Here is a 23,824-nt window from a genome sequence, read left to right on the forward strand (position 1 = left end):
GTAGCGTACGGGGCGTGAAACGGAAGCTCGCGCCAGAAGATTGGGCCGACGCGGCGCTCGAAGCGTTGTGCGAGGGCGGGGTCGCCGCGATCGCCGTCGAACCCATCGCGGCGAAACTCGGGACGACAAAAGGCAGCTTCTACTGGCATTTCGCGAATCGGGGCGCGCTGGTCGAAGCCGCCGTGCGCCGATGGGCTGAGCAGGACACCGAGGCGTTGATCACGCTGCTGGACGGGATCTCGGATCCGGAGCGGAGGCTGCGCGAACTCTTCACCCTCGTCTTCGGATCCACGGACGACGAGCGGGCCGAGCTGGCGCTGCTCGCCCACGCCGTCGACCCGGTGATCGGCCCGCTGCTGGCCGAGGTCACCGCGCGGCGCGTCGACTTCATCGTCCGGTGCTTCCGGGAAATGGGCCTCCCGGATACCGAAGCCCGGCATCGCGGCCTGCTGGCGTACACCGCCTTCATCGGTTTGATCCAGGCGCAACGGGCCAGCGGCGGCACGCTCCTGCCCGCGACGGAACGGCCGGGCTACCTGGCGTTCCTGCGCGGGATTATCACCCGGTGATAAGGATCTTCGGCTCTTCGGGCGGGTGACCGGCCGGATCCTTCCAGCCGCGACGGCCGCCGCTCATCATCATGCTCCATGACAGCCACGTATCCCGCGGCGAAGGACGACCCCGCGACCCCGATGGGCGCGATCTACGCCGACTATCCGCCGATGTCCCGGGTCGTCTTCCCCAGCGGCTGCGAAGGCTGGCTAGTGACCCGGTACGAAGACGTCCGCCTGATCTTCTCGGACACGCGGTTCTCCCGGAACCTGCTCGCGCCGGGCGCGCCGTGCCTCATCGAACCCGGCGACTTCTCCACCGGCGAGCACAGCATCCTCAACATGGACCCACCGGATCACACGCGGCTGCGGAAGCTGACCGCGCAGGCCTTCACCGTCCGCCGGATCGCCGGGCTGCGGCCGCGGATCCAGGAGATCGCGGACACGCTGCTGCGGGCGATGATCGAGCACGGTCCCCCGGTGGATCTGGTGGAGATGTTCGCCTTCCCGCTGCCCACCGCGGTCATGTGCGAGATCCTCGGCGTCCCTTACGAAGGCAGGGAACGGTTTCGCCAGTGGTCGCGCGTGATCGTCACGCCGATGGCGTACACCCCGGCGGAAGTGGCGCAGGCCCGGCGTGACGGTGCGGACGACATGGCGGCACTCGTCGCCGTCAAGCGGGTGACGCCGGGGGAGGACCTGCTGAGCGTCCTCGTGCACGCTCGCGACGAGGACGGTGATCGGCTCACCGAGGCCGAGTTGATCGATCTGGCCACCCAGCTCCTGCTCGCCGGGCACGAGACCACGGTCAGCCTCATCGCGACCGGGATCGTGCTGCTGGCTGGGCATCCGGACCAGCTGGCGGCGCTGCGTTCGGATCCGAACCTGACGGAGGGGGCCGTCGAGGAGATCATGCGGTTCGACGGGCCCGCCGACGCGTCGCTGCTCCGGCTGGCGCTGGAGGACGTCGAGCTGAGTGCCGGCGTGGTCCGGCGCGGCGAGGCGGTGCTGGCCCACACCGGCGCGGCGAACCGGGACGAAGCCGCCTTCCCCGGTGCGTCGCGGTTCGACATCCGCCGCCGGAACGCGCCGCAGCTCGGCTTCGGGCACGGCCTTCACTTCTGCCTCGGCGCGGCACTCGCCCGGCTCGAAGGGGAGATCGCGTTCCGCACCCTGCTCGACGGATTGCCGGGGCTGGATCTCGCCGTTCCCGCTTCGGCCATCGTCTGGCGTCCGCCGCTTTCGATCCGCGGCCCGGAAGCCGTGCCGGTGACGTGGGCTACCACCAAGCCCGGCTGAGGCTCTCCAGCGTCGGTTCCTCCGGCGCGGGAAGAACCCTGAGATACCAGGTGAAGTTGCTGTAGACGTGCAGCAGCGCGTATGCCAGGCAACGCCGGGAGAACGCTTCGTCCGGCTCGGCGCCGTATCCGGCCAGCAACCGGCGCAGGAAATCCTTGTCCCCGCCCGAAACGAACAGCCCGACCGCGACGAAGTCGTACTCGGCCGCACCCCGCATCGCCGGTTCGAAATCGAAGAGCCCGGTCAGCCTCGGGCGTCCGCCGTCGTGGACGACCATGAGATGGTCGCGCATGAATTCCGTGTGCAGCGGGACGACCGGCGGGCTGCCCAGGTCGACCGAGTCGAGGAAAGCCGGAATCTGGCCGATCCAGGACTCGTCGAGCCCGGTCCGGCGATGGTGCTCGACGACCTTGGCGCGCTGCCCGGCGACGAACGCGGCCCAGTCCGGCGGTTCGAGGACGTCGAGCCGCGGGTCGCGCAGCGAATGCAGGGCGGCCAGCGCCTCGCCGAGTTCGGGGGCGAGCCGATGTTTGTCCTCTGTGGACAGTTTCGGCCAGGCGTCCTTCAGTGTTTCGCCGCGCAGGCGCTCCATGAGCACGTAGCCCCAGCCGTCCCGTTCGCCGACCTCGTGCACGGCGGGGGTCGGGATCGGCAGTTTGCCGTGCAGGACCTCGAGCATCGTCCGCTCGGTCGGGAGTTCGTCGAGATGCACCGGCGGGAACAGCTTGAGCACCAGATCTTCGCCGATGGCGTAGACCGGCAGCGAGCCTTCGGTGAACGGGACGGCCTCGCCGTAGCCCAGCGACGTCACCGCCGGAAGGAGGTCTTGCCTGGTCAGTGCGTCGAACTCGGCTTCGGTGCCGGCGGGCGGAAACGTGATCACCGCACGACCGTAGAGCAGCGCGCCCCGGGCGGCGACGGAATTACCCGCTGCGCTCCAGCAGCGTCCGCGCCGCGCCGAGCACCAGGCGGCAGACGTCGTCGGGATCCGCGCTGGCCAGCGGTTCCTTCCCGGTGATGTCGCGGACCAGGCCGATCCCGAGCAGCCAGGCGAGGATCAGGTCGGCCCGCAGGTCCGCGTCTTCGGCGTCGGTCAGCGTGGCGAGCACCTTGGCGTACTCCTCGCCGAGCTGCCGCCGGACCGCGGCGGCGGCGCTGTCGTGCCCCGTCGAGCGCAGGTACGCGTCGAGGGTGCGGTCGCGGCCGGTGTCGGCCTCCAGCATGCTGCGCAACGCCGTGCCGAGCAGTTCGTCCGGTGGGGTGGTGGCGATCTGCTCGCGTCCGCCGCGCGCCAGGACCTCCTCGAACAGCGCGTCCTTCGAACCGAAGTAGCGGAACAGCAGGGCCTGGTTGACTCCGGCGAGTTTCGCGATGTCGCGGACGGTCGTCCGGTCGAAACCGCGTTCGGCGAAGAGAGCCGCCGCCGCGTCGAGCAGCGCCGCCCTGGTCGCGGCCGCGTCGCGCTTGCGGACCTGCGGTTCTTCCGTCATCGCCAAAGGCTAACCGTACGTCGCACGGTAGGCGCATTGACGCTCAGCGTGATCATGGTTAGCGTTGTAAGCAGTTGCTTACAAACCGCCGAGCCGGGGGGTTTCCGGACAAATGACCACCACTGACACCGAATTCGTCGCCTATCCCTTCAACGAGGACGCCGGGCTCGAACTCAACGAGGCGTACGCGGCGGCCCGCGCCACCAAGGGCATGCTCCGGGTCCGTCTTCCGCACGGTGAGCCGGCGTGGCTCGCCACCCGGTACGCCGACGCGCGTCTGGTACTGGGCGACCGGCGCTTCTCCCGTGCGATGGCGGCGGAACGGGACGAACCGCGGATGGCGCCGGGCAGGCGGCCCGGCGGGATCCTGAGCATGGACCCGCCGGATCACACCCGGCTGCGCACGCTGGTCGCGAAGGCATTCACCATGCGTCGCGTCGAACTCCTGCGGCCGCGCGTCGCCGAACTGGCGGCGGGCCTGATCCGGGACATGAAGGCCAAGGGGCAGCCCGCCGACCTGGTCGAGGACTACGCGCTGCCGATCCCGGTCGCGGTGATCTGCGAACTGCTCGGCGTCCCGGTCGAGGACCGGCCGAAGTTCCGCGTGTGGAGCGACGCCGCGTTGTCGACCAGCCCGCTGACCACCGAAGAGATGATGGCCAACCAGGACGAGCTGCGGGCGTACATGCACGTGCTCGTCGAGCAGCACCGCGCCGAACCCCAGGACGACCTGATGACCGCGCTGATCGAGGCGCGCGACGTCCGCGACCGGCTGAGCGAGCTGGAACTGGTCGACATGTGCATCGGCATCCTGATCGCCGGGCACGAGACCACCGCCAGCCAGATCCCCAATTTCGTCTACGCCCTGCTCGAACAGCCGGAGCAGCTCGCCCGCCTCCGCGCGGACCTGGACCTGATCCCGGCCGCGGTCGAAGAACTGCTCCGGTTCATCCCGCTGGGTGCCGGAGCCGGGTTCGCCCGGTACGCCACCGAAGACGTCCAGGTGGGTGACGTGCTCGTGAAGGAGGGCGAGCCGGTGATGGTCGCGATCGGCGCCGCGAACCGGGACGGGCTCCAGTTCACCTCGGCGGAAACCCTCGAATTCGACCGGGAATCCAACCCCCACCTCGGTTTCGGCCACGGCGTGCACCACTGCCTCGGCGCCCCGCTGGCGAGGCTGGAACTTCAGGAGGCCTTGCGGGCGCTGCTGCGCGATCTCCCCGGGCTGCGCCTCGATGGCGATATCGTGTGGAAGACGCAGATGCTGGTGCGGGGGCCCCGCTCCATGCCGATCGGATGGTGAGCATGAGCTGGAAAGTCGACGTCGATGGCGACACGTGCATCGGCTCGGGGATGTGCGCCGCGCTGAAGCCGGAGGTCTTCGTGCTCGAAGGCGCCACGGCGACGGTGGTCACGGGCGAGGTGGAGCCGGACGAGACCGTGCTCGACGCGGCGGATTCGTGCCCCGCGATGGCCATCGAGGTGACGGAAAAGGGTGAGGTGATCGGGCCGCGGCCCTGATGACCGCGCTTTAATGCGTGGCGGTCGCCGGTGAACAGGCGTAGGACGACAGGGTGAGCGATGACGGCTTGACCCTCCGCACTCTGACCACCGACGACCTGCCCGCGTTCGCGGAACTGCTCGCGAGCGCCTTCCTGACCGATCCGACGGAAGGTTTGAAACACCGCGAAAGGCTGGTGTTCGAGCCAGACCGCACGCACGGTGTGTTCGACGGCGACGACCTCATCGGGACGGGGGAACTGCTCACCCGCAAGATCACCGTTCCGGGTGCCGGGCAGACGCCGTTCGCCGGGGTGACGTCGGTAGCCGTCGCGCCGGGTCACCGCAGGCGGGGCGTGCTCACCCGGACCATGCGGGCGCAATTGCACGGCCTGCACGAAGACGGCGGTGAACCGATCGCCGCGTTGTGGGCGTCCGAAGCGGTCATCTACCCCCGTTTCGGTTACGGCCTCGCGGCGCAGTTCCACCGCGCGAAGGTGCGCGCCAAGTCCGCGTTCCGGCCCGGCGTCGAGCTCGAAGCCGAACGAGTACGCGAAGTCGGGCGGAAACAGGCGATCCCGCTGATCAAGGCGATCTACGACAAGGAAGCGCCGCAACGGGCCGGCGCACTCGACAGGCCCGAGTCGGCCTGGGAATTCATCCTCGACGACCCGGAGTACCGCCGCCACGGCGCGACCGCGCTGAAGTTCGCCGTGCTCCCGGACGGCTACGTGATCTACCGGCTGAAGAACGATTGGAACGAAGAAGGCCCGCGAGGGATCTTGACCGTGCAGGAACTGGTCGCGACCACTCCGGAGGCGTACGCGACGCTGTATCGCTTCCTGCTCGACTACGACCTGGTGTTCACGGTGGAGGGGATCACCGCCCTCGACGAGCCGCTCATTCATCTGCTCGCCAATCCCCGCGCCATGACCCGGTCCGCCGGTGACTCCTTGTGGCTCCGGCTCGTCGACGTCGACCGTGGCCTCGTCACCCGCCGCTACGGCGCTCCGGTGGATCTGGTGTTCGGCGTGCGCGACGCCTTCTGTCCGTGGAACACCGGGAACTGGCGGCTCGTCACCGACGCCGGCGGGAACGCCGAGGTGACGCGTGTGGAGGACGCGCCGGATCTCGAACTGGGCGTGGACGACCTCGGCGCGATCTTCCTCGGTGGCACCAGGCCCAGCACGCTGGCCGCGGCGGGCCGGATCAAGGAGCGGACCGCCGGCGCCGTTGCCCGGGCGACGGCCGCGTTCGCCTCCGACCGCGAGCCGTCCTGCGTCGAATCCTTCTAGCCCGGCATTACCTGCCGGGTAATCGACTTCGCGTGGTCGCTCTTGCCAAGGTGACCAGGTGCGAAAAATCAAGAGATTCGTTGGTGTGGCGGCGGTTCTGCTCGGTGCGACGGTGATGGGAAGCGGGGCGGCGGTGGCTGAGACGACCGAAGGCTGTGTACTTCCGAAGCAGCTCGGAGACCTGGTCGAAGGCGCGGTGTCGCCGTCCGCGTGCGCCTTCGTCACCAAACAGACCGAATTCGGGGCGATGCGCTCGGACACCCCCGAGGCACGGGAAGCCCGTGTCCGGTTGTACGGCACCATTTTCGCCGCCGATGGGACGCTCGCGGAATCGGGCAGCGCCGCGCCGGTCCAAGGCAGGGCGAACATCGAGAACAGCCTGCGTACCCTGCTGGGCGCGTTCCCGACGTTCCGGTTCACGCCGGTGAGGATCTCGGTGAACGGCGACGCCGTCTTCTACGAGGCGGCCAACGAAGCGGTGATCCAAGGCCGGATGGTGCGGTACCCGGCCGTCTACCGGGTGGTGCTCGAGAACGGTGAAGTCACCCAAGGCCGCCGCTACCACGATCGGACGGAATGGTTCCGCCCGCTCGAAAACGACGGCCTGCGCGAACTGTTCGCCGGTGTCGGCGACGACTGTCCGCGGCCGGGGCCGGCCTTCACCGGGCCGGGGCTGACCGCACCGGTGACGGACCCGGCGTGCCATTTCGCTTACCTCCGCAGGCTTTCGGGCGCGATGACCGACGTCCGGCTGGCACCCGATCAGGCGGCGGGGGAGTTCCGGGAGTATCGCGGGACCGTGCGGGCGAAAGGGCGGACGATCGACTTCGGAATGGTCGTGGGCACCGGCTCCGGCGTTCTCCGCTACTACTTCGACACGCTTCCGCTCAGCTACGACGACGCGGAAATGGCCGCACTGTTCACCAAGCTGATCACGGGCGCAGCACCCCCTGCTCGGTGACGACCGCGGTGACCAGCTCGAACGGCGTCACGTCGAAGGCCGGGTTGAACACCTCCGCGCCATCGGGAGCGACCCTCGTGCCACCGAAACCCAGGACCTCGCCGGGATCGCGTTCCTCGATCACGATCCCGGCGCCGTCCGGCATCGCGGTGTCCACAGTGGACGAAGGGGCGACGACCACGAACGGGATCCCGTGGTGCTTCGCCGCGATCGCCAGGCCGTAGGTGCCGATCTTGTTGGCGACGTCGCCGTTGGCGGCGATCCGGTCGGCGCCGACGAGCACGCAGTCGACGAGGCCGCGGCTCATCGCGGCGGCGGCCGCGCCGTCGGGCTGGATGCGGTACGGGACACCGGCTTCGGCCAGCTCCCACGCGGTCAGGCGGGCGCCCTGCAGCAGCGGTCTGGTCTCGTCGACCAGCACGGACTCGACCAGGCCGCGGGCCTGAAGATGCCAGACGACGCCGAGCGCGCTGCCCCAGGCGACCGTGGCGAGGTGGCCCGCGTTGCAGTGACTGAGCAGCCGCAACGGCCGCCGCTCGCAGTGTTCGAGCACCACCGCGGCCGCCAGCCGGGAGGCTTCGTGATTGATCCGCTCGTCCTCATCGAGGATCGCGAGCGCTTCGGCGAGGACGGCGTCCGGCCCCTCCGGGAGCTTCGCGAGGGTGCGGGAGACACCCCAGCTCAGGTTGACCGCCGTCGGCCGGGCCTGGGCGACGCGATGCGCCTCGGCCTCGACGTCACCTCCCGCGCGGACCGCGAGCACGACACCGAGCGCCCCCGCCGCGCCGAGCGCCGGCGCCCCGCGCACCGCCAGCCGCTGGATGGCGTCGACGAGTTCACCGACCGTGCGCAGTTCGAGCACGTGATACTCGGCGGGCAGGACGGTCTGGTCGATGATCGTGACCGCGTCACCGGTCCAGTCGATCGTCCTGCGCATGGCTCCCCCGTGAAATCCGGTTGTCCCGTCGCGACCGCCTCGGTGAGGATGCGGCCCGTGACCATTCAACGCCACCATCCGCCCGGTCTGCACCCCACGCCCACCTACCACCACGTGACCATCGTCGAAGGACGGCGGGACGTCCACCTCGCCGGCCAGTGCCCGCTCGCCGAAGACGGCAAGGTCGTCGAGGGCGACGTGCTCGCCCAGGTCGACCAGGTCGTCGCGAACACCGCCGCCGCGCTCGCCTTCGCCAAGGCGACCCCGGCCGACGTGGTGCGCACGGTGATCTACGTGGTCACCCCGGACGCCGATGTGCTCTCGGCGGTGTGGGACCGGTTCGTCGGGTCGGAGATCGGGGAGGCGTTCACCACCGCGAGCACCCTGCTCGGCGTCGCGCAGCTCGGGTATCCCGGGCAGCTCGTCGAGCTCGACGTCACCGCCGCCACGGCCTGATCCCTCCGTGCGTTGATGAAGGATCCGGGACGTCGAGTGTCCCCGATCCTTCATCAACGGCGGGTCAGAGACCCGCCATCAGATCGGTCTCGGTGATGCCCGGCCCCTGCCCGGCGCGGATGAACCACTCGACGCCGAACGCCTGCGCGAAGGCCTCGTCCGGCATCGCGAGGAAGAATGAATCCTCACTGATCTGGCTGGCGTGCGCACGCATCGCGGCCCGCTTGGCCGGCAGGTACGCGGTGACGTCGACCCGCGCCGTCAGGACCGCTTCCGGCTTGCCGAACTCGGATCCGTCTTCGAAATCGGGGAGATCCTCCGCCTTCATCTGCCCCGTCCGCACCGCCTCCTCCATGCCGCGGCGCATCTCGTCGCTGTTGCTCGTCGCCTCGTAGACCCGCGGCGTGCCCGCCAGCTCGGCCGCGCGCATGCCGACGCGATGCACCTGGATGTGGTCCGGATGCCCGTAGCCGCCGTTGTCGTCGTAGACGGTCAGGACGTCGGCCTGCTCCTCGCGCAGGATCGCGGCCAGGCGCTGCGCGGCCTCCTCGACGTCGGCCTGCCAGAACGTGCCGGGCTCGTCGTTGCGCGGCTCGCCCATCATGCCGGAATCGGTGTACCCCAGGAACTCCACCCGCTTGGCCCCCAGGACCTCGGCGGAAGCGTGCGTCTCCTGCACGCGGCGCTGCCACAACTCCTCTCCGTCGTCGAGGAACCCGTCCGGCACCTCGCCGACCTCCCCCCTGGTCGCGACGACGAGCACGACACGGTGACCTTCCTCGAAGGCCTTGCGCATGACGCCGCCCGCGACGATGCACTCGTCGTCGGGGTGGGCGTGAAAACTCACCAATGTGGCCATGCTGGGGAAACTACCGGGAGGCACCGACATATTCCGGTGCTTCGCCCACAGCGAAGCGCCTCGTGAGTGGTAAAGACGGTTCTGATCAAGGGTGTCTTGGATACCTGCTGGCTCCGGGCCGGGGGAGGGGTGTCGCGAAAGCCACTTTCGGGACATCAGACGTCTCGAAAGTGGCTTTCGCGACCTGCTCGCCAGGGCGGTGTCGTGCCCGGCCACGGCCGACGTTGCGAAAGCCACTTTCGCAACGTTGAAGGTTGCGAAAGTGGCTTTCGCAACCCCGGCCGGGCAGGTGAGCTCCGAAAACGCCACCCGCGGCTCTAACCCTCCTTACCACTCACGAGCCCAACGCCCACTTACGCCGGAAAGACCCGCCCCAGGAACTCGAGCGTCAGCGCCCAAGCCGCCGCGGCGGGCTCCGGCTGGTGGAACATCGGCGCCACATGGTTGTGGAACGCGTGCCCCGCGCCCTCGTGGATGTGGATCTCCGCCCCGTCGTGCGAGGCGACGGCGTCGGCAAGGCGGCGCACGCCCTCGACGGGGATGTAGGGATCCTCGCCGCCGAACTGGAACTGGATCGGGCAGGTGATCTTGTCCAGCAACGGAACTTGCTCCGGAACGCGCGAGCCGTAATACGAGACCGCGACGTCCGGGTCGCCTTCGGCCGCGGCCGCGTAGGCCATCGAGCCGCCGAGGCAGAAGCCGAAGAGGCCTGCGCGGCCGTCGGTTTCGGGCAGTTCGCGCAGCGTCGCGAGGGTCGCGAGCACGTCGGTGACGGCGCGTGCCGGATCGAGCTGTCCGGCGACGGCCATCGAGGCCGAGAGCCCGGGTTCGTCGTGCGTTGCCGACCAGCCGGGGGAGATCCGCCAGAACAGTTCGGGCACGGCGACGACGTAGCCGAGGGCGGCCAGGTCGGCGGCGACCGACTTGAGGTAGTCGTCGAGACCGAAGATCTCCTGGATCAGCACCAGCCCCGGGCCGGAGCCGGATTCGGGCAGCCAGAGCGGGGCGTCGAACGAGCCGTCGGCGACGGTCACCTTGGTCATCGGGTTCCTTCCAGTGCGCGTACGAGGCAGTCCGCCACCAGGGCGGCCTGTGTGCCGTCGGGGTCGAGGTCGGGATCGAAGATGGTCAGCTCCAGCCCGGCGGCGCCGGGGATCGCGAGCAGGCCGCGGAGCAGTTCGACGAGCTTGTCCGGGCTGAGCCCGCCGGGGTCGGGACTGTCCACAGCGGACACGAACTCCGGATCGAGCGTGTCGATGTCGACGTGGATCCAGAAACCGTCCAGCGGCGCGAAGATCTCGCGGGCGGCGGCGAGCGCGCCATCGGTGCCGGACGCCATGATCTCCTGGCTGGTCACGACACGCAGCCCCGCGTCCCGCGCTTCGGCGGACTCCTCCGCGCGAACGCCGAGCACGAGGACGTCCTCGTCGCGGACGTAGGGACCTAGACCGTCCACATCGGCCAGTTCCGGTTGGCCGCGTCCGGTGACGACGGCGAGGGCCTCACCGCCGACGTTGGCGACGTGCTCGGAATTGCCGAGGTGTCGGAAGTCGTCGTGGCCGTCGAAGTAGGCGATGCCGAAGCGGCCTTCGCGACGCAGAGTCAGCATCGCGGCGAGCGCGATCGAACAGTCGCCGCCGAGCACCACCGGGAAGCCGCCGTCCGCGCGGATCTTCGCCAGCCGCCCGGCGAGGGCCGCGGTGTAGGCCGCGATCCCGGCCGCGTTGCGCACCCCGCCGCCGGGCGACCAAGCGGGCAGATACCGCGGCGGGGTGACGACGCCGCCGTCCCTGGCGTCCAAACGGGTGAGCAGACCTTGGTCGCGCAGCGCGCCCGGTGCCTTGTAGCAGCCGGGGACCACCCCTTCGGCGGGCGGACGCAGTCCGAGATTGGACGGTGCGTCGAGCAGTACGAAATTCCCCATGCCCCCACCGTAGTAGTGACGCCTGGTGCCACGCCGTCCGTCCCTTTAGGTTGAAGGGACGGACAGAGGAGGCTCAATGGCGGAGCGGACCAAGTACATCCTCGACGAAGCGGACATGCCGGCCAGGTGGTACAACATCGTCCCGGATCTGCCGGAGCCGCCACCGCCGCCACTGCATCCGGGCACCCGCGAGCCGGTCGGCCCGGACGACCTCGCGCCCCTGTTCCCGCAGGCGCTCATCGCCCAGGAAGTCAGCACCGAACGGTACATCGACATCCCGGAAGAGGTCCTCGACGTCTACCGGCTCTGGCGGCCGTCCCCGCTGTACCGCGCGAGGCGGCTGGAGAAGGCGCTCGGCACCCCCGCCCGCATCTACTACAAGTACGAAGGCGTCAGCCCGGTCGGCTCGCACAAGCCCAACACCGCCGTCCCGCAGGCGTTCTACAACGCGGCGGAGGGGGTCACCAGGCTGACCACGGAAACCGGCGCCGGACAGTGGGGGAGCGCGCTCGCGTTCGCGTGCGCCACCTTCGGGCTCGAATGCGAGGTGTGGCAGGTCCGCGCTTCGTTCGACCAGAAGCCGTATCGCAAGCTGATGATGGAGACCTTCGGCGCGACGGTGCATCCCAGCCCGTCCGAGCTGACCGAATCCGGCCGCGCGATCCTGGCCGCGGACCCGGGCTCGACCGGGAGCCTCGGCATCGCGATCAGCGAGGCGGTCGAGCAGGCGGCGCAGGCGGAGAACACGCGTTACGCGCTCGGCAGCGTGCTCAACCACGTGCTGCTGCACCAGACGATCATCGGCGAAGAGGCGCTCAAACAATTCGAACTGGCCGGGGACACCCCGGACGTCCTCGTCGGCTGCACCGGCGGCGGATCCAACTTCGGCGGGCTCGCCTTCCCGTTCCTGCGTGAGAAACTCGCCGGCCGGATGGACCCGGTGATCCGCGCGGTCGAACCGGCCGCCTGCCCGACGCTCACCCGCGGGAAGTACGCGTACGACTTCGGGGACACCGCCGGGCTGACGCCGTTGCTGAAGATGCACACGCTCGGTCACGACTTCATCCCCGACCCGATCCACGCCGGCGGCCTGCGCTACCACGGGATGTCGCCGCTGATCTCGCATATCTACGAGCTCGGGCTGATCGACGCGGTCGCCATCGGGCAGGAGGACTGTTTCGCGGCAGGCGTGCGGTTCGCCCGCGCGGAGGGCATCATCCCCGCGCCCGAGCCGACCCACGCGCTCGCCGCGTGCATCCAGGAAGCGTTGCGGTGCAAGGAAACCGGCGAGGAGAAGGTGATTCTGACCGCGCTGTGCGGGCACGCGCACCTCGACCTCCCGGCGTACGGCGCGTACCTGGCGGGCGAGATCTCCGACCACGCGCTGCCCGATGAGGCCCTCGAGAAGTCACTCGCCGGCCTTCCGTAGCCCCTCGCGCGGATGTCATGAAAGGGTCGTTCCTGACATTCGGGAGGGGTCAGCCGGCACTGTGTGGATTTTGGTGCGTTGGAGGACCCGAAATCCACACAGTCCGGCGAGAACGTCCCTGTCACGACCGGTTCAGGAGGGGTGTGTGGAAGTAGGGACACTCAACGTCCCTGTTTCCACACGCCCCAACCTGCGCCACCTTTGCCTTACCTCTCAATAGAACGACCCCATCGAATGCCCGAATCGGACACTGCCGTCCCGGGAAGTGTCCCTTGTGGATAGTCAGGTACTTGCACACGCAAAGACCGCATCCAGAGGACGAAACGCGAGGGGGTCAGCCGGTCACCTGGTAGCCCGAAGTCCGGTTCCGCCCGGTGTTCTTCGCCTCGTAGAGCGCCCGGTCCGCGACGGCGATCACCGCGTCCAGATCGCTGACGCCCGGCCGGTCGGCGAGGCCGATCGACACGGTGACGTGCTCGGGCAGGTCACCGGCGCGCGTGGCCACGCTCGACCGGATCCGTTCCGCGATCGCGTGGGCATGGACGGCGGGCGTGCCGGGCAGCAGCACGACGAACTCCTCGCCGCCGAACCGCCCGACCAGATCCGTGCCGCGCACCTCGGTGCGCAGCGTTTCCGCGATCGCCGCCAGGTACCGGTCGCCGACCAGATGCCCGTGCCGGTCGTTGATCAGCTTGAACCGGTCGACGTCGACCATCAGCAGGCTGGTGTGCCGCCCCGCGCGCCGCGCGCGGTCGAGTTCGTCGGCCGCCGCTTCGCGCCACGCCTTGGCGTTGAGCAGCCCGGTCTTGGCGTCGCTGCGCGCCTGCCGTTTCAGTTGCCGCAGCAGGACGCCGCGATGCAGCACCAGCGTGATCCCGACGACCAGCAGCAGCACCACGGGCCAGTCCCGCAACGCCCACGCGACGATGACGCCGAGTGCGATCGTCGCCGCTTCGAGCGCGTATTCGAACGGCTTCGCCAGCGCGTCGCGCAGCCGCTCGTGCGGGGTGCCGAAGTACACCGCGATGGTCATGAGCACCGTGTTGACCAGCAGGAACACCACGCCCGCCGCGACGATCGACCCGAACGAGGCGACGTCGCGGGGGAGTACGTCGAACGGGGCCGCGTACCGGGAGAGGAAGGCGGCGGCCGCGAAACCCGAGAGCACGGTCGCCGAGGTGGAGAACATCCGCCGGAACAACGGGTTCGGCTGACCGCGGAACCAGCGGTAGAAGAACGACACGGCGATGACCAGCGCGGCGAGCGCCGGGTGCACCAGCAGCACGGCGGCGAAGGTCCAGACGCTGTCGAGCGAGATGTGCGGCGTCCCCGCGAACCGCTCCCGCACCCGCTCGACCGGGCGTGACAACTCCGTGTACGCCACGGCGCTGACGATCAGGATGGCGAACGGGAGGGCGTCGCCCTGAGTGAACGGGACGCGGACCAGAGACCAGGCGGATCCGGCGATCGCCGCGACGTCCACCAGGAGGACGAAGCCGATCAAACCGCGGTGGGGTAGCCGCCACAGCGCCCAATTCGTTAGCGCCACGGAGACGAACGTAATCGGTTGGATACTAGGTGTCACTACGCTGTATGGGTAGGCGTGGGTGCACCACGCGTGACCGGATCGGGGAAGTGGAGGGGGTGAGCTCCATGCGCGGGCAGAACTGGTGAGTACCCGGTTCCGGTCAAAGGGGGTGAAGCGGGGCCACGTGGCGCCAAGCCCGGGTGGCCGGAACAGCCACTACGAGACCGGCGAGTGCGATGACCGAGACCGTCGTCGCGGGTGAACCGAGTACGCCGACGAGCAGGCCGCCGGCGATCAGCCCGATTCCTTGCACGGCGATGAGTCCCGACCCGGCGAGGCCGAACGCCTGGCCTCGTTCGGTGTCGGGTACCAGCCGCATGAACGTGGTGCTCGCGGTGACCTGGTAGGCCGCGCACATCCCGGACAGCACGAGCAGTCCGGCGGCGTAGGGGAGCGAGGGCCGGAACCAGAACGCCGCGAGCGGCACGATCGCACCGAGCGCCAGCCCGCCGACCATGCGCAACCGGACTTCCGGCCGCACCAGACGTCCCAGTACGAACACCCCGAGCACGATCCCCGCGGGATGCGCCGCGAGCAGCAGTCCCGCCGTCACCGCGCCGCCGCCGATCTCCGCGGCATAGGGCACCGCGAGCCCTTCCGGCACGATCACGAAACCCGCCAGCCATGCCAGGCCGACCAGCGCGCGCAGCCGTCGGTCGTGCCAGATCGTGCGGGCGCCCGCACGAAGCCGTCGCAGGGTCGACGTCGCCGGTCCGCTCGCGCCCGGCGCGGGCCGGGCGCGGACACCGAGCCGCAGGACGACGGCCGAGACGGCGAACGTCGCCGCGTCGATCGCCAGCCCGCGTCCCGGCCCGATCGCGGCGATCACCACGCCGCCCAAGGCGAAGCCGGCGAGCTGGCCGATCTGGTTGGTGATCTTCAGCAGCGACTGGCCGAGGACGTAGGAATCCCCGGTGAGCACCGACGGAAGGACCGCGGCCTGCGCGGCGGTGAACGGCGCGTTGGCCAGCTGCACCACCACCAGCACGGCGGCGAGCACGGGCAACGGGATGCCGGGAACGGCGAGCACCGCGACCAGGAGCGCGCGGACCACGTCGGAGCAGACCATCACCGCGCGTCGCGGGAACCGGTCGGCCAGTCCGCCGAGCAGCGGCCCGCCGATCAGGTCGGGCAGGTAGGTGAGCGCGTAGGTCAGTGCGGGCCAGGTCGCCGATCCGGTCCGCTGGAACACCAGCACCGACAGGGCGACCCTGGCCACCTGGTCACCGAGGATCGACTGGAGTTCGGCGAACCAGATCGCCCGGAGTTCGCCGACCGCGAGGATCTGCCGGAAGGTCGCCTTGGACTCCACGAGGTGGCCACCCCCGCTCGATCGGGTGAGTCACTGAGCGTACCGCCCCGCACGCGCCTGGTGAAACCGCGAAGCGCGTGAAGGCCCCCTTCCCTCGGCTGAATCGAGGGAAGGGGGCCTTCACGCGCTAGGGAGCGCTACTCCGTGCCGCAGGTGATCTTCGGCTGCGGGTTGTAGTGCACGTTCCGGGTGTGCCGCCGGATCTCGCGGCCGGTCGCGGCGTCCTTGATGACCCGGGTGTCCGACGTGGTGAAACCGGGCGCGCCGTTGCTGGGCTTGCAGTTCTCGGCGGGGCCGGGCTTCGTCGGCGGTTCGGACGGGTTGGTGCGGCCGCCCGGGATCGACTCGACGGTGTACTTCTTGGTGCCCCACAGCCGGATCGTGATGTCCGACGGCGTCCAGATGGTCTGGATCGCCACACCGGTGTCCGTGTCGTTGGTGAACTTCAGGTCGATCACGCTGGCACCGCTGTGGGTCTGGAACACGGTCGCCTCGCGCGCGGCGGGGTAACGGCTGATGTAGTAGCTGTGTTCCTTGTGCTCGGTGTCCTTCATGCCGGCGAAGTACGAGGCGTTGTACAGCGTGGTGGCGAACTGCGAGATCCCGCCGCCGACCTCGCGGCCGGGCGCGCCGTCCTTGATGACACCGGCCTCGACGTAACCCTGCGCCGCGCCGCGCGGCCCGGTGAACCCGTTGAGGCTGAACGTCTCGCCCGGTTTCACGATGGCGCCGTTGACCTTCTGCGCCACGACCCGGATGTTCGTCCCCGAGTCCGGCGCGAACCCGCCGGTCTTGAACTCGCTGACGACCTCCTTGATGCCGAGCTGGTTCGCCTGCTCGGTGGTCACCTTGGCCGGGGTCTTCTTGTAGGTCACCGGCAGCTCGCGGGGCGCGGCGCGCTTGAGCACGTCGAGCACCGGCTTGAGGCTCGGCTCCCAGTCGACGACGTTGGCGTCCTCGGAGGGCTGCACGGTCGGCTTGCCGCCTTCGAAGACGATCTGCGCGTCCTTGCCCTCCTTCTCGGTGGACTTCAGCTGCGGGCCCGCGGCCTCGATGATCTTGTTGTTGTCCACCTTCGGGTTCAGCACCCCGCCGTCGACCGGCTCGAAGGTCAGCGCGGCCGCGATCTGCGCGGGTTTGACGACGGCGTCCTTGCCCTCGCCCTTGATGACCATGGGCGACGCCACGGCGGGTTTCGCGATCTGCTCGAGAGCGGCGTGGACGGCCTCCGGCGAGACCTTGACCGGGGTCTGGGTGACCGCGAGCGTGAGCGGCTCGCCACTGGCCCAGCGGTCCAGGATGGTCTTCTTGGCGGCGTCGAGGTCGAGCTTCTGCCCGGTCTTCGGCTCGACGGCGACCGGCTTGGCCTCCTCGAAGCGCACGGTGCCCTCGATCGGGTCGCGATCGACCTTGTCGCGCAGGTTCTCCAGCGCGGCGGTGAGCTTGGCGTCGTCGGTCTGGGTGACGACGCCGACCTCGGTGGTCGAGAAGAACGACGCGATCCGGGTGAACGGGTTCAGCGGCTGGTCACCGGCCTGGTCGAGGGTGGCGGGCCAGTCGAGGCGCAGTCCGGCGTTGTTCGGCGCCAGCGACTCCTCGGCGTCGCCCGCGACGACCTTCACCGGCCGGGTCAGCCGCGGCTCGATCCCGCCACGGAGCTCCTTCTCGGCCGCCGTGCGGTCCATCCCGCCCACGTCGACCCCGGCGACGGTGACGCCGCGGGGGACGCTGCCCTGGGAGACCAGCACGTCGAGGGCGTACGCGACGACCAGCAGGCCGAACACGCCGCCGCCGATGAAGGCGGCCTTGCGGTAGCTGCGACGGCGCTTCGGTGGCGCGGGCTCCTCCGGCGTGGCAGACTCCGCGAACCCGGGCGTGACGACCGGGAGAATGTCCGTCTGCTCAGCGTGGGACTCGGGCCAGCGCGGTTCCTGCGGCAACTCTCCACCCTCCACGGTCCGGCGAGGCCGGGCGTCGTGATCGAACATCCGGGCTTCCACACGTTCCGGACGTAGGTTCAAGATACGGGGCGCGTTTTGTGGTCGTGCAACTCGCCCGGTTGGGTGAGCGGGTCACTCCGTCGGGTGGTCACTGGGCGTCAGGTTCGGGATTTTCACCCACTCTGGCGAGAAAGTCGAAGTCACAGCCCTCATCGGCTTGCGTGATGTGTTCGGCGTACAACGCGCCGTAACCCCGTTCGTACCGCGGGGCCGGCGTGGTCCACTCCGTCCGGCGACGTTGCAATTCCGCATCATCGACGTCGAGGCTCAGCCGTCGCGAAGGAACGTCCAAAGTGACCGGATCGCCGTCGCGGACCAGCGCGAGCGGCCCGCCCACATGGGATTCCGGCGCGACGTGCAGCACACACGCGCCGTAACTGGTGCCGCTCATCCTGGCGTCGGACACGCGGACCATGTCCCGGACGCCCTTGGCCAGCAGGTGATCCGGCAGCGGCAGCATCCCGTATTCGGGCATTCCCGGTCCGCCGAGCGGGCCGGATCCGCGCAGGACGAGGACCGAGTCCTCGGTGATGCCGAGCGCGGGGTCGTTGATGCGGTTCTTCAGGTCCTGGTAGTCGTCGAAGACCACCGCGGGTCCCGTGTGGACGAGCAGCCGGGGTTCGGCGGCGATGTGCTTGATCACCGCACCCGACGGCGCGAGATTTCCGCGCAGCACCGCGACTCCGCCTTCGGCCGCGACCGGGTTGTCACGCGTGCGGATGACGTCGTCGTTGTGCACCCGTGCCGTTTTCAGGTCTTCGCCGAGGGTCCGGCCGGTGACGGTGACGCGATCGGTGTGCAGCAGGTCGGTCAGCCGGGAGAGCAGGCCGGGCAGCCCGCCCGCGTAGTAGAAGTCCTCCATCAGCCAGTCGCCGCCCGGCCTGATGTTCGCCAGTACGGGGACCCGCCGCGCGATCGCGTCGAAATCGTCCACGGACAACGGGATCCGCCCGCGACCGGCCATCGCGATCAGATGGATGACGGCGTTGGTGGAGCCGCCCAGCGCCAGCACGGTGGTGATCGCGTCGGCGTACGCGCGGTCGTCGAGGATCTTCGTGATGGTGAGGTCCTCCCGGACCATCTCGACGATCCGGGCGCCGCTCGCCGCGGCCATCCGGTGGTGCGCCGAGTCGACGGCGGGGATCGACGCCGCGCCGGGCAACGTCAGCCCGAGCACTTCGGCGACCGACATCATCGTGGACGCGGTGCCCATCGTCATACAGGTTCCGGGAGAACGGGCCAGCCCACGCTCCAATTCGGACAGTTCGTCGTCGCCGATCAGCCCGGCTCGCTTGTCGTCCCAGTACTTCCACATGTCGGTGCCGCTGCCGAGCACTTCGTTCCGCCAGTGCCCGCGCAGCATCGGGCCGGCGGGGACGAAGATCGCGGGCAGTCCCGCGCTCGCCGCGCCCATCAGCAACGCCGGTGTCGTCTTGTCGCAGCCGCCCATGAGCACCGCGCCGTCGACGGGGTAGGACCGCAGGATCTCCTCGGTCTCCATCGAAAGCAGGTTCCGGTAGAGCATCGGTGTCGGTTTCTGGAAGGTCTCCGACAGGGTCGCGACCGGGAACTCCAGCGGGAATCCGCCTGCCTGCCACACTCCGCGTTTGACCTGTTCCGCCCGCTCGCGCAGATGCATGTGGCAGGGATTGATGTCGCTCCAGGTGTTGAGGATCGCGATGACGGGCTTGCCGAGGTGCTCCTCCGGGTTGTAGCCGAGCTGCCTGCTCCGGGCCCGGTGGCTGAAACCGCGCAGTTCGTCGCCGCCGAACCAGCGGTGACTGCGGAATTCCTCAGGGTTCCTCATGAAGCCGAGTATGGCATCTCATATATGATCGCCCCATGTCCTCGACCTTCAGCCTGCCCGCTTCCCGGACCGAAGTGGTGCTCGAAGAGATCCGCCGCGGCATTCTCACCAGGGAGCTGAAGCCCGGGCAGCCACTGGTCGAAGCCGAACTCGCCGCCCGGCTCGGAGTGTCGAAGACGCCCGTGCGCGAGGCGCTGAAGGTGCTCTCGAACACCGGACTGGTGACTTTCAGTCCGTACAAGGGCGCCTCGGTGTGCGTTGTCGACGCCGAGCTGGCGAAGTCCGTCTACGACGTTCGCATGGTGCTGGAGCCCGAAGCCGTGCGCCGGTCGGTCGAGCGCCGCTCGCCGGACCTGTTCGAAGACGCCGCGGAGGCGCTGAAGGAGGCGTCGGCGGCGATCTCGGACAAGGACCAGGCGGCGCTCAGCCTGCTCAACCGCCGGTTCCACCGCGCGCTCTACAGCGGCTGCGGCAACCCGCTGATGGTCTCCATCCTGGACGACCTCAAGGACCGCGCGGCGCTGATCAGCGTGGTCGGCTGGGCGGCGAACCCCAGCTGGCGCCGGGAATGGGCCGAGCACAAGGCGGTGCTGGCGGCGGCGAAGAAGGGGGACGCCGACGGCGCGGCCGGCCTGTTGCGCGCCCACATCGGCGACTTCCTGGACCGGATCCTCGAGACCATCGGAGACGAATGATGCGCCTGCTGCTCATCGCCGACACGCATCTTCCGCAGCGCGCGAAGAAACTGCCGGCCCAGGTCTGGCGCGAGGTCGAGGCGGCGGACGTCGTCATCCACGCCGGTGACTGGGTCGAAGTCGCCCTGCTCGACGAACTCGAAGCCCGGAGCAAGCGGCTCATCGGGGTCTATGGCAACAACGACGGCGCCGACCTGCGGGCGCGGCTCCCCGAGATCGCGCGGGCGGATCTCGGCGGCGTCCGGCTGGCGGTCATCCACGAAACCGGCGGCAAGCAGGGGCGCGAGCGCCGTTGCGACGAGCAGTTCCCGGACACCGACGTCCTCGTGTTCGGCCACAGCCACATCCCCTGGGACACGGTCACGCCGAACGGCCTGCGGCTGCTGAACCCCGGCTCGCCGACCGACCGGCGGCGCCAGCCGTTCTGCACATACCAGACCGCCGAGATCCGCGACGGCGAGCTGCGCGAAGTAGCTCTTCATGAGCTGCCGCTTCGGCGCTGACCGGGTAGACAGGTAGCCATGGAACCGGCGCAGGCGTTGAGGGAGATCGCGTTCCGGCTGGAGCGCGCTGGCGAGCCGACCTACCGGGTGCGGGCGTTCCGGCAGGCGGCTTCGGTGATCGCCAAGGTCGAGCCCGACGACCTGCGCAAACGCGCCAAGGCGGGCACGCTGACCGCGTTGCCGAATATCGGCAAGGCGACCGCGGCAGTCGTCGAAGACGTGCTCGCCGGGCGTCGTCCCGCGTACTTCGAGAAGCTCGGCGAGCCGAAGCTGCCCGACGGCGGCCCGATGCGGGCGGCGTTGCGCGGCGACTGTCACACGCATTCGGACTGGTCCGACGGGGGAAGCCCGATCGAAGAGATGGCGGAGGCCGCCCGCTCGCTCGGCCACGAATGGATGGTGCTGACCGATCACTCGCCGCGGCTCACCGTCGCCAACGGTCTGTCGCCGGAACGGCTGCGGCGGCAGATGGACGTCGTCGCGGAACTGAACGAGACGATGGCGCCGTTCCGGATCCTGCACGGTATCGAGGTCGACATCCACCTCGACGGCACGCTGGACCAAGAGGAAGAACTGCTGGAGCAGCTGGATTTCGTCGTCGCGAGCGTGCACTCGAAACTGCGGATGCCCGCGAAGGAGATGACGCCGAGGATGATCGCCGCGGTGCAGCATCCGCGGGTCCGCGTGCTGGGGCACTGCACCGGGCGGCTGGTGATGGGGGCGCGCGGGAAGCGGCCGGAGTCGGAGTTCGACGCCGAGGCGGTGTTCACCGCGTGCCGGGACAACGGGGTCGCCGTCGAGATCAACTCGCGTCCCGAGCGCCGCGACCCGCCGACGCGTTTGCTGAACCTGGCCGTGGACCTGGGCTGCGACTTCGCGATCGACAGCGACGCGCACGCGCCGGGGCAGCTGGAATGGCTGGTCTTCGGCTGCGAGCGGGCCACCGAGCTGGGGATCGAGCCGGACCGCGTGATCAACACACGGACCGCTGAGGGCCTGCTGGCCTCGTGAGTGGTGAGGACGGTTCCAACCGTCCTCACCACTCACGAGACCGGACCCACTCGGTACCGCGGCTCGGCCGGGTGCTGGGCTCGGCCGGGGGTTGCGAAAGCCACTTTCGCAACGTTGAAGGTTGCGAAAGCCACTTTCGCAACGTCGGCCGCGCCCGGGCCCTGGTGATCATGTCGCGAAAGCCACTTTCGGGACATCAGACGTCCCGAAAGTGGCTTTCGCGACACCTGCTCCAGACCACCCGCGGTCAGAACCGCCCACTCACGAGAGCGTTGCGAAGCGCAGGCCCGCATCGCTCAACCGGTCGATCAGCGCCTGCCCCATCGCGGTCGCCGTGGTGACCTGCCCGGCCGTCGCGGGCAGGTCGTCCAGCGCCAGGCACAGCGCGGACTCGCCGAGCATCTTCGCCGTCTCGCCGTACCCCGGGTCGCCGCCGGACACCTCGGTCACGACGCGTTCGCCGCCGCTCTCGGCGTGGAACCGCACGGAGAACCACGACCGCGCCCGTCGCTGCTCGTCCGGGCCGCCGCCGGGCTTGAGCAGCTTCGACAGCGCCCGTCGCGCGGGCGGGATCTGGGCGGCGGCGAAGACGAGACCCATCCCGGCCGCGCCGGCGGCCACCACCGGAAGCCGTTTGATCGCGGCGAAATGCCGGTACGTGAAGTCGGGGCCGTACACCGGGAGCGCGGCGGCGGACCGCTCGACGATCATCGGGTCGATGGTCGGCAGCGGCACCGCCCAGAAACCGTCGGGGCTGCGATGCGGTGTGCCCAGCGGGGCGCGCGTACGACGGCCCTCCGGTCGCGGTTCGGCCGCCGCGCGGTCCCGGGCGGCGCGGAAACTGGACGGCAGCCGCGAGAACGCCGTCAGCGCCGAGAGGAAGGTGCCGCCCGACGGTGCCGCGCCCGCGCGGACGTACCCGTCGATCCTGATCGGTTTCCCTTGCGGCAATCGGGAAACCGTGAAGAGCGCGCCGAGGTCGTGCGGGATCGAGTCGAAACCGCACGCGTGCACGAGCCGCGCACCGGTCTCGACGGCGCGGGCGTGATGGGCGAGGTACATCTTGTCGACGAACTCGGGCTCGCCGCAGAGGTCGGCGTAGTCGGTCCCCGCCTCGGCGCACGCGGCGACCAGTGGCTCTCCGAAGTGGACATACGGACCGACCGTGGTGGCGACGACCTTCGTCGACTCGGCGACCCTTCGCAGCGAGTTCGCGTCGGCGACGTCGGCACGCAGCAGCGGCAGTTCGGAGAGCGCCGGGTTGATCGAGAAAAGCTTTTCCCGCAACGCCTCCAGCTTGCCGGTGTTCCGCCCGGCCAAGGCGAGGCGCAGACCGGGCGGCGCGGCGCGGGCGAGGTATTCCGCCGTGAGGCCACCGGTGAACCCGGTGGCGCCGAACAGGACGACGTCGTGGTCACGATCGGCAGGCATGGGCGTCAGGCTACCGCCGGTCATCGCCTGTCGCCGGTGTAGACGACGGCGGCGCTCACCGCGTCCACCCCCGAGATCAGTTCGGCGAGCGCCTTCGGGAGTTCCCGGTGCGTGGACCCGGCCCAGGCCCGCAGGCCGGCGCGGTCGAGTTCCGGTTCGCAGAAATCGTCGATACCGATGGTCCAGGCCAGTAACGCGAGACAGACCGAATGCGGATCCGGCTGTTCGGTGCCGAGGACGGCCGCCCGCACCTTGCTGCGCGCGGCCGTCGACATCAGCAGATCCCGCGGCGGATACCGGTGATTCTTCCGCAGGAGCATCCGGTCGGTCGCGCGGTCGATCACTCCCGCGGCGAGCAGGTTCTCCGCGACCGTTTCCCCGAGATCGTGGCGGAGATGACCGACCCATTCCCGGACGGTGTGCCGCTCGGGTTCGCGGAGGATTTCCGAGAACACCCTGTCCAGCGGTGGATGGGCGAGACCGCGGCGCGACAACGGCCGGATTCGTTTGCGTTCCACGGTGATCCGCTCGGCGAGGAGGAGATCGCAGAGCGCGGAACCGGCCATTCCGATGCCGAGTCCCGTGCGGCGCAGCGCGGGTTTTCCGGTGAACTCGTCGTGGGCGAGGAAGAACAGGGAATCGACCAAGGTCAGCCGACGCATGAATGGCACGCCCCCCGGCGTCGTAGTGCGGGACGGCCAAAGTAGCGGTAGCGCGCGGACCACTGCGACCCGAGGTCCGTTTTTAGCCTGAACGGACGTACCTCGCCGAGGTGG

The 23,824-nt window shown here is 69.5% G+C and carries 23 protein-coding genes; 11 read left to right on the forward strand and 12 right to left on the reverse strand.

Annotation, left to right across the window (positions count from 1 at the left end):
• Positions 1 to 14: 14 nt before the first annotated feature.
• Both ACZ1DY_RS10280 and ACZ1DY_RS10285 read left to right on the forward strand, forming a co-directional pair.
• Positions 15 to 569, forward strand: coding sequence for a TetR/AcrR family transcriptional regulator (locus tag ACZ1DY_RS10280; protein ID WP_465484177.1), 555 nt, complete (start codon positions 15 to 17; stop codon positions 567 to 569).
• Positions 570 to 647: 78 nt separating this feature from the next.
• The gene (locus tag ACZ1DY_RS10285; protein WP_257488600.1) at positions 648 to 1,850 is read left to right on the forward strand and encodes a cytochrome P450; all 1,203 of its coding nucleotides are present in this window, start codon (positions 648 to 650) and stop codon (positions 1,848 to 1,850) included.
• On the opposite strand, the gene ACZ1DY_RS10290 is transcribed toward ACZ1DY_RS10285, so the two are convergent.
• The gene (locus tag ACZ1DY_RS10290; protein ID WP_257488599.1) at positions 1,831 to 2,733 is read right to left on the reverse strand and encodes an aminoglycoside phosphotransferase family protein; all 903 of its coding nucleotides are present in this window, start codon (positions 2,731 to 2,733) and stop codon (positions 1,831 to 1,833) included. The genes ACZ1DY_RS10285 and ACZ1DY_RS10290 overlap by 20 nt on opposite strands.
• A gap of 40 nt (positions 2,734 to 2,773) precedes the next feature.
• A complete protein-coding gene (locus tag ACZ1DY_RS10295; protein ID WP_219145375.1) occupies positions 2,774 to 3,340 on the reverse strand; it encodes a TetR/AcrR family transcriptional regulator in 567 nt (188 codons plus the stop codon).
• A 112-nt stretch (positions 3,341 to 3,452) separates the two neighbouring features.
• Between ACZ1DY_RS10295 and ACZ1DY_RS10300 the strand changes: the two genes are divergently transcribed.
• From ACZ1DY_RS10300 to ACZ1DY_RS10315, 4 genes are all read left to right on the forward strand, one after another.
• Positions 3,453 to 4,643 carry a cytochrome P450 gene (locus ACZ1DY_RS10300; protein ID WP_126735461.1) on the forward strand — a complete coding sequence of 397 codons (1,191 nt, stop codon included), beginning with the start codon at positions 3,453 to 3,455 and terminating at the stop codon, positions 4,641 to 4,643.
• Between the two features lie 2 nt (positions 4,644 to 4,645).
• On the forward strand, positions 4,646 to 4,861 hold the full coding sequence (locus tag ACZ1DY_RS10305) for a ferredoxin (protein ID WP_126735463.1): 216 nt from the start codon (positions 4,646 to 4,648) through the stop codon (positions 4,859 to 4,861).
• 53 nt (positions 4,862 to 4,914) lie between these two features.
• On the forward strand, positions 4,915 to 6,135 hold the full coding sequence (locus tag ACZ1DY_RS10310; RefSeq protein WP_465484178.1) for a GNAT family N-acetyltransferase: 1,221 nt from the start codon (positions 4,915 to 4,917) through the stop codon (positions 6,133 to 6,135).
• A gap of 85 nt (positions 6,136 to 6,220) precedes the next feature.
• A complete protein-coding gene (locus ACZ1DY_RS10315; protein ID WP_465484179.1) occupies positions 6,221 to 7,096 on the forward strand; it encodes a nuclear transport factor 2 family protein in 876 nt (291 codons plus the stop codon).
• On the opposite strand, the gene mtnA is transcribed toward ACZ1DY_RS10315, so the two are convergent.
• Entirely contained in the window at positions 7,068 to 8,033 is a 966-nt protein-coding gene (mtnA, locus tag ACZ1DY_RS10320) for an S-methyl-5-thioribose-1-phosphate isomerase (protein WP_465484180.1), read from the reverse strand. The genes ACZ1DY_RS10315 and mtnA overlap by 29 nt on opposite strands.
• A 48-nt stretch (positions 8,034 to 8,081) precedes the next feature.
• Between mtnA and ACZ1DY_RS10325 the strand changes: the two genes are divergently transcribed.
• The gene (locus tag ACZ1DY_RS10325; RefSeq protein ID WP_465484181.1) at positions 8,082 to 8,489 is read left to right on the forward strand and encodes a RidA family protein; all 408 of its coding nucleotides are present in this window, start codon (positions 8,082 to 8,084) and stop codon (positions 8,487 to 8,489) included.
• 64 nt (positions 8,490 to 8,553) lie between these two features.
• On the opposite strand, the gene ACZ1DY_RS10330 is transcribed toward ACZ1DY_RS10325, so the two are convergent.
• The 3 genes from ACZ1DY_RS10330 to ACZ1DY_RS10340 form a co-directional block, all read right to left on the reverse strand.
• Positions 8,554 to 9,348, reverse strand: a complete 795-nt coding sequence (locus ACZ1DY_RS10330; protein ID WP_126735470.1) for a PIG-L family deacetylase — start codon at positions 9,346 to 9,348, stop codon at positions 8,554 to 8,556.
• A 353-nt stretch (positions 9,349 to 9,701) separates the two neighbouring features.
• Positions 9,702 to 10,391, reverse strand: coding sequence for a dienelactone hydrolase family protein (locus ACZ1DY_RS10335; protein ID WP_465484182.1), 690 nt, complete (start codon positions 10,389 to 10,391; stop codon positions 9,702 to 9,704).
• Positions 10,388 to 11,272, reverse strand: a complete 885-nt coding sequence (locus ACZ1DY_RS10340; protein ID WP_465484183.1) for an arginase family protein — start codon at positions 11,270 to 11,272, stop codon at positions 10,388 to 10,390. The genes ACZ1DY_RS10335 and ACZ1DY_RS10340 overlap by 4 nt, the downstream gene beginning before the upstream one ends.
• A gap of 76 nt (positions 11,273 to 11,348) precedes the next feature.
• Here ACZ1DY_RS10340 and ACZ1DY_RS10345 point away from each other — a divergent pair, with 76 nt between their 5' ends.
• On the forward strand, positions 11,349 to 12,701 hold the full coding sequence (locus ACZ1DY_RS10345) for a TrpB-like pyridoxal phosphate-dependent enzyme (RefSeq protein ID WP_257488593.1): 1,353 nt from the start codon (positions 11,349 to 11,351) through the stop codon (positions 12,699 to 12,701).
• A gap of 334 nt (positions 12,702 to 13,035) precedes the next feature.
• Here ACZ1DY_RS10345 and ACZ1DY_RS10350 read toward each other — a convergent pair whose 3' ends face one another.
• From ACZ1DY_RS10350 to araD, 4 genes are all read right to left on the reverse strand, one after another.
• Complete coding sequence (locus ACZ1DY_RS10350) at positions 13,036 to 14,250, reverse strand: GGDEF domain-containing protein (RefSeq protein WP_465484184.1); 1,215 nt, start codon at positions 14,248 to 14,250, stop codon at positions 13,036 to 13,038.
• A gap of 139 nt (positions 14,251 to 14,389) precedes the next feature.
• Positions 14,390 to 15,601, reverse strand: a complete 1,212-nt coding sequence (locus ACZ1DY_RS10355; protein ID WP_465484185.1) for an MFS transporter — start codon at positions 15,599 to 15,601, stop codon at positions 14,390 to 14,392.
• 137 nt (positions 15,602 to 15,738) lie between these two features.
• Positions 15,739 to 17,589 carry a VanW family protein gene (locus ACZ1DY_RS10360; protein ID WP_465484186.1) on the reverse strand — a complete coding sequence of 617 codons (1,851 nt, stop codon included), beginning with the start codon at positions 17,587 to 17,589 and terminating at the stop codon, positions 15,739 to 15,741.
• 100 nt (positions 17,590 to 17,689) lie between these two features.
• The gene (gene araD, locus ACZ1DY_RS10365) at positions 17,690 to 19,408 is read right to left on the reverse strand and encodes an L-arabinonate dehydratase (RefSeq protein ID WP_465484187.1); all 1,719 of its coding nucleotides are present in this window, start codon (positions 19,406 to 19,408) and stop codon (positions 17,690 to 17,692) included.
• Between the two features lie 35 nt (positions 19,409 to 19,443).
• Between araD and ACZ1DY_RS10370 the strand changes: the two genes are divergently transcribed.
• The 3 genes from ACZ1DY_RS10370 to ACZ1DY_RS10380 are packed head-to-tail and all read left to right on the forward strand — an operon-like array spanning position 19,444 to position 21,617.
• On the forward strand, positions 19,444 to 20,103 hold the full coding sequence (locus ACZ1DY_RS10370) for a GntR family transcriptional regulator (protein ID WP_192746051.1): 660 nt from the start codon (positions 19,444 to 19,446) through the stop codon (positions 20,101 to 20,103).
• Positions 20,103 to 20,606: a metallophosphoesterase family protein gene (locus tag ACZ1DY_RS10375; RefSeq protein WP_126735485.1), complete on the forward strand. Its 504-nt coding sequence runs from the start codon at positions 20,103 to 20,105 to the stop codon at positions 20,604 to 20,606. Before ACZ1DY_RS10370 ends, ACZ1DY_RS10375 begins: the two co-directional genes overlap by 1 nt.
• 18 nt (positions 20,607 to 20,624) lie before the next feature.
• Entirely contained in the window at positions 20,625 to 21,617 is a 993-nt protein-coding gene (locus ACZ1DY_RS10380) for a PHP domain-containing protein (protein ID WP_465484188.1), read from the forward strand.
• 261 nt (positions 21,618 to 21,878) lie between these two features.
• Here ACZ1DY_RS10380 and ACZ1DY_RS10385 read toward each other — a convergent pair whose 3' ends face one another.
• On the reverse strand, positions 21,879 to 23,048 hold the full coding sequence (locus tag ACZ1DY_RS10385; RefSeq protein WP_465484189.1) for a saccharopine dehydrogenase family protein: 1,170 nt from the start codon (positions 23,046 to 23,048) through the stop codon (positions 21,879 to 21,881).
• A 20-nt stretch (positions 23,049 to 23,068) separates the two neighbouring features.
• Entirely contained in the window at positions 23,069 to 23,710 is a 642-nt protein-coding gene (locus tag ACZ1DY_RS10390; protein WP_257488586.1) for a GOLPH3/VPS74 family protein, read from the reverse strand.
• Positions 23,711 to 23,824: the final 114 nt, after the last annotated feature.

The sequence above is a fragment of the Amycolatopsis sp. PSD-21 genome (assembly GCF_055561455.1).

What these genes read in the sequence shown, in the direction of transcription:
- ACZ1DY_RS10390 (WP_257488586.1), bottom strand. Translation starts at nt 23,710, where the DNA reads ATGCGTCGGCTGACCTTGGTCGATTCCCTGTTCTTCCTCGCCCACGAC.
- ACZ1DY_RS10345 (WP_257488593.1), top strand. Translation starts at nt 11,349, where the DNA reads ATGGCGGAGCGGACCAAGTACATCCTCGACGAAGCGGACATGCCGGCC.
- ACZ1DY_RS10360 (WP_465484186.1), bottom strand. Translation starts at nt 17,589, where the DNA reads ATGTTCGATCACGACGCCCGGCCTCGCCGGACCGTGGAGGGTGGAGAG.
- ACZ1DY_RS10335 (WP_465484182.1), bottom strand. Translation starts at nt 10,391, where the DNA reads ATGACCAAGGTGACCGTCGCCGACGGCTCGTTCGACGCCCCGCTCTGG.
- araD (WP_465484187.1), bottom strand. Translation starts at nt 19,408, where the DNA reads ATGAGGAACCCTGAGGAATTCCGCAGTCACCGCTGGTTCGGCGGCGAC.
- ACZ1DY_RS10385 (WP_465484189.1), bottom strand. Translation starts at nt 23,048, where the DNA reads ATGCCTGCCGATCGTGACCACGACGTCGTCCTGTTCGGCGCCACCGGG.
- ACZ1DY_RS10375 (WP_126735485.1), top strand. Translation starts at nt 20,103, where the DNA reads ATGCGCCTGCTGCTCATCGCCGACACGCATCTTCCGCAGCGCGCGAAG.
- ACZ1DY_RS10380 (WP_465484188.1), top strand. Translation starts at nt 20,625, where the DNA reads ATGGAACCGGCGCAGGCGTTGAGGGAGATCGCGTTCCGGCTGGAGCGC.
- ACZ1DY_RS10330 (WP_126735470.1), bottom strand. Translation starts at nt 9,348, where the DNA reads ATGGCCACATTGGTGAGTTTTCACGCCCACCCCGACGACGAGTGCATC.
- ACZ1DY_RS10285 (WP_257488600.1), top strand. Translation starts at nt 648, where the DNA reads ATGACAGCCACGTATCCCGCGGCGAAGGACGACCCCGCGACCCCGATG.
- ACZ1DY_RS10370 (WP_192746051.1), top strand. Translation starts at nt 19,444, where the DNA reads ATGTCCTCGACCTTCAGCCTGCCCGCTTCCCGGACCGAAGTGGTGCTC.
- ACZ1DY_RS10305 (WP_126735463.1), top strand. Translation starts at nt 4,646, where the DNA reads ATGAGCTGGAAAGTCGACGTCGATGGCGACACGTGCATCGGCTCGGGG.
- ACZ1DY_RS10300 (WP_126735461.1), top strand. Translation starts at nt 3,453, where the DNA reads ATGACCACCACTGACACCGAATTCGTCGCCTATCCCTTCAACGAGGAC.
- ACZ1DY_RS10340 (WP_465484183.1), bottom strand. Translation starts at nt 11,272, where the DNA reads ATGGGGAATTTCGTACTGCTCGACGCACCGTCCAATCTCGGACTGCGT.
- ACZ1DY_RS10325 (WP_465484181.1), top strand. Translation starts at nt 8,082, where the DNA reads ATGCGGCCCGTGACCATTCAACGCCACCATCCGCCCGGTCTGCACCCC.
- ACZ1DY_RS10295 (WP_219145375.1), bottom strand. Translation starts at nt 3,340, where the DNA reads ATGACGGAAGAACCGCAGGTCCGCAAGCGCGACGCGGCCGCGACCAGG.
- mtnA (WP_465484180.1), bottom strand. Translation starts at nt 8,033, where the DNA reads ATGCGCAGGACGATCGACTGGACCGGTGACGCGGTCACGATCATCGAC.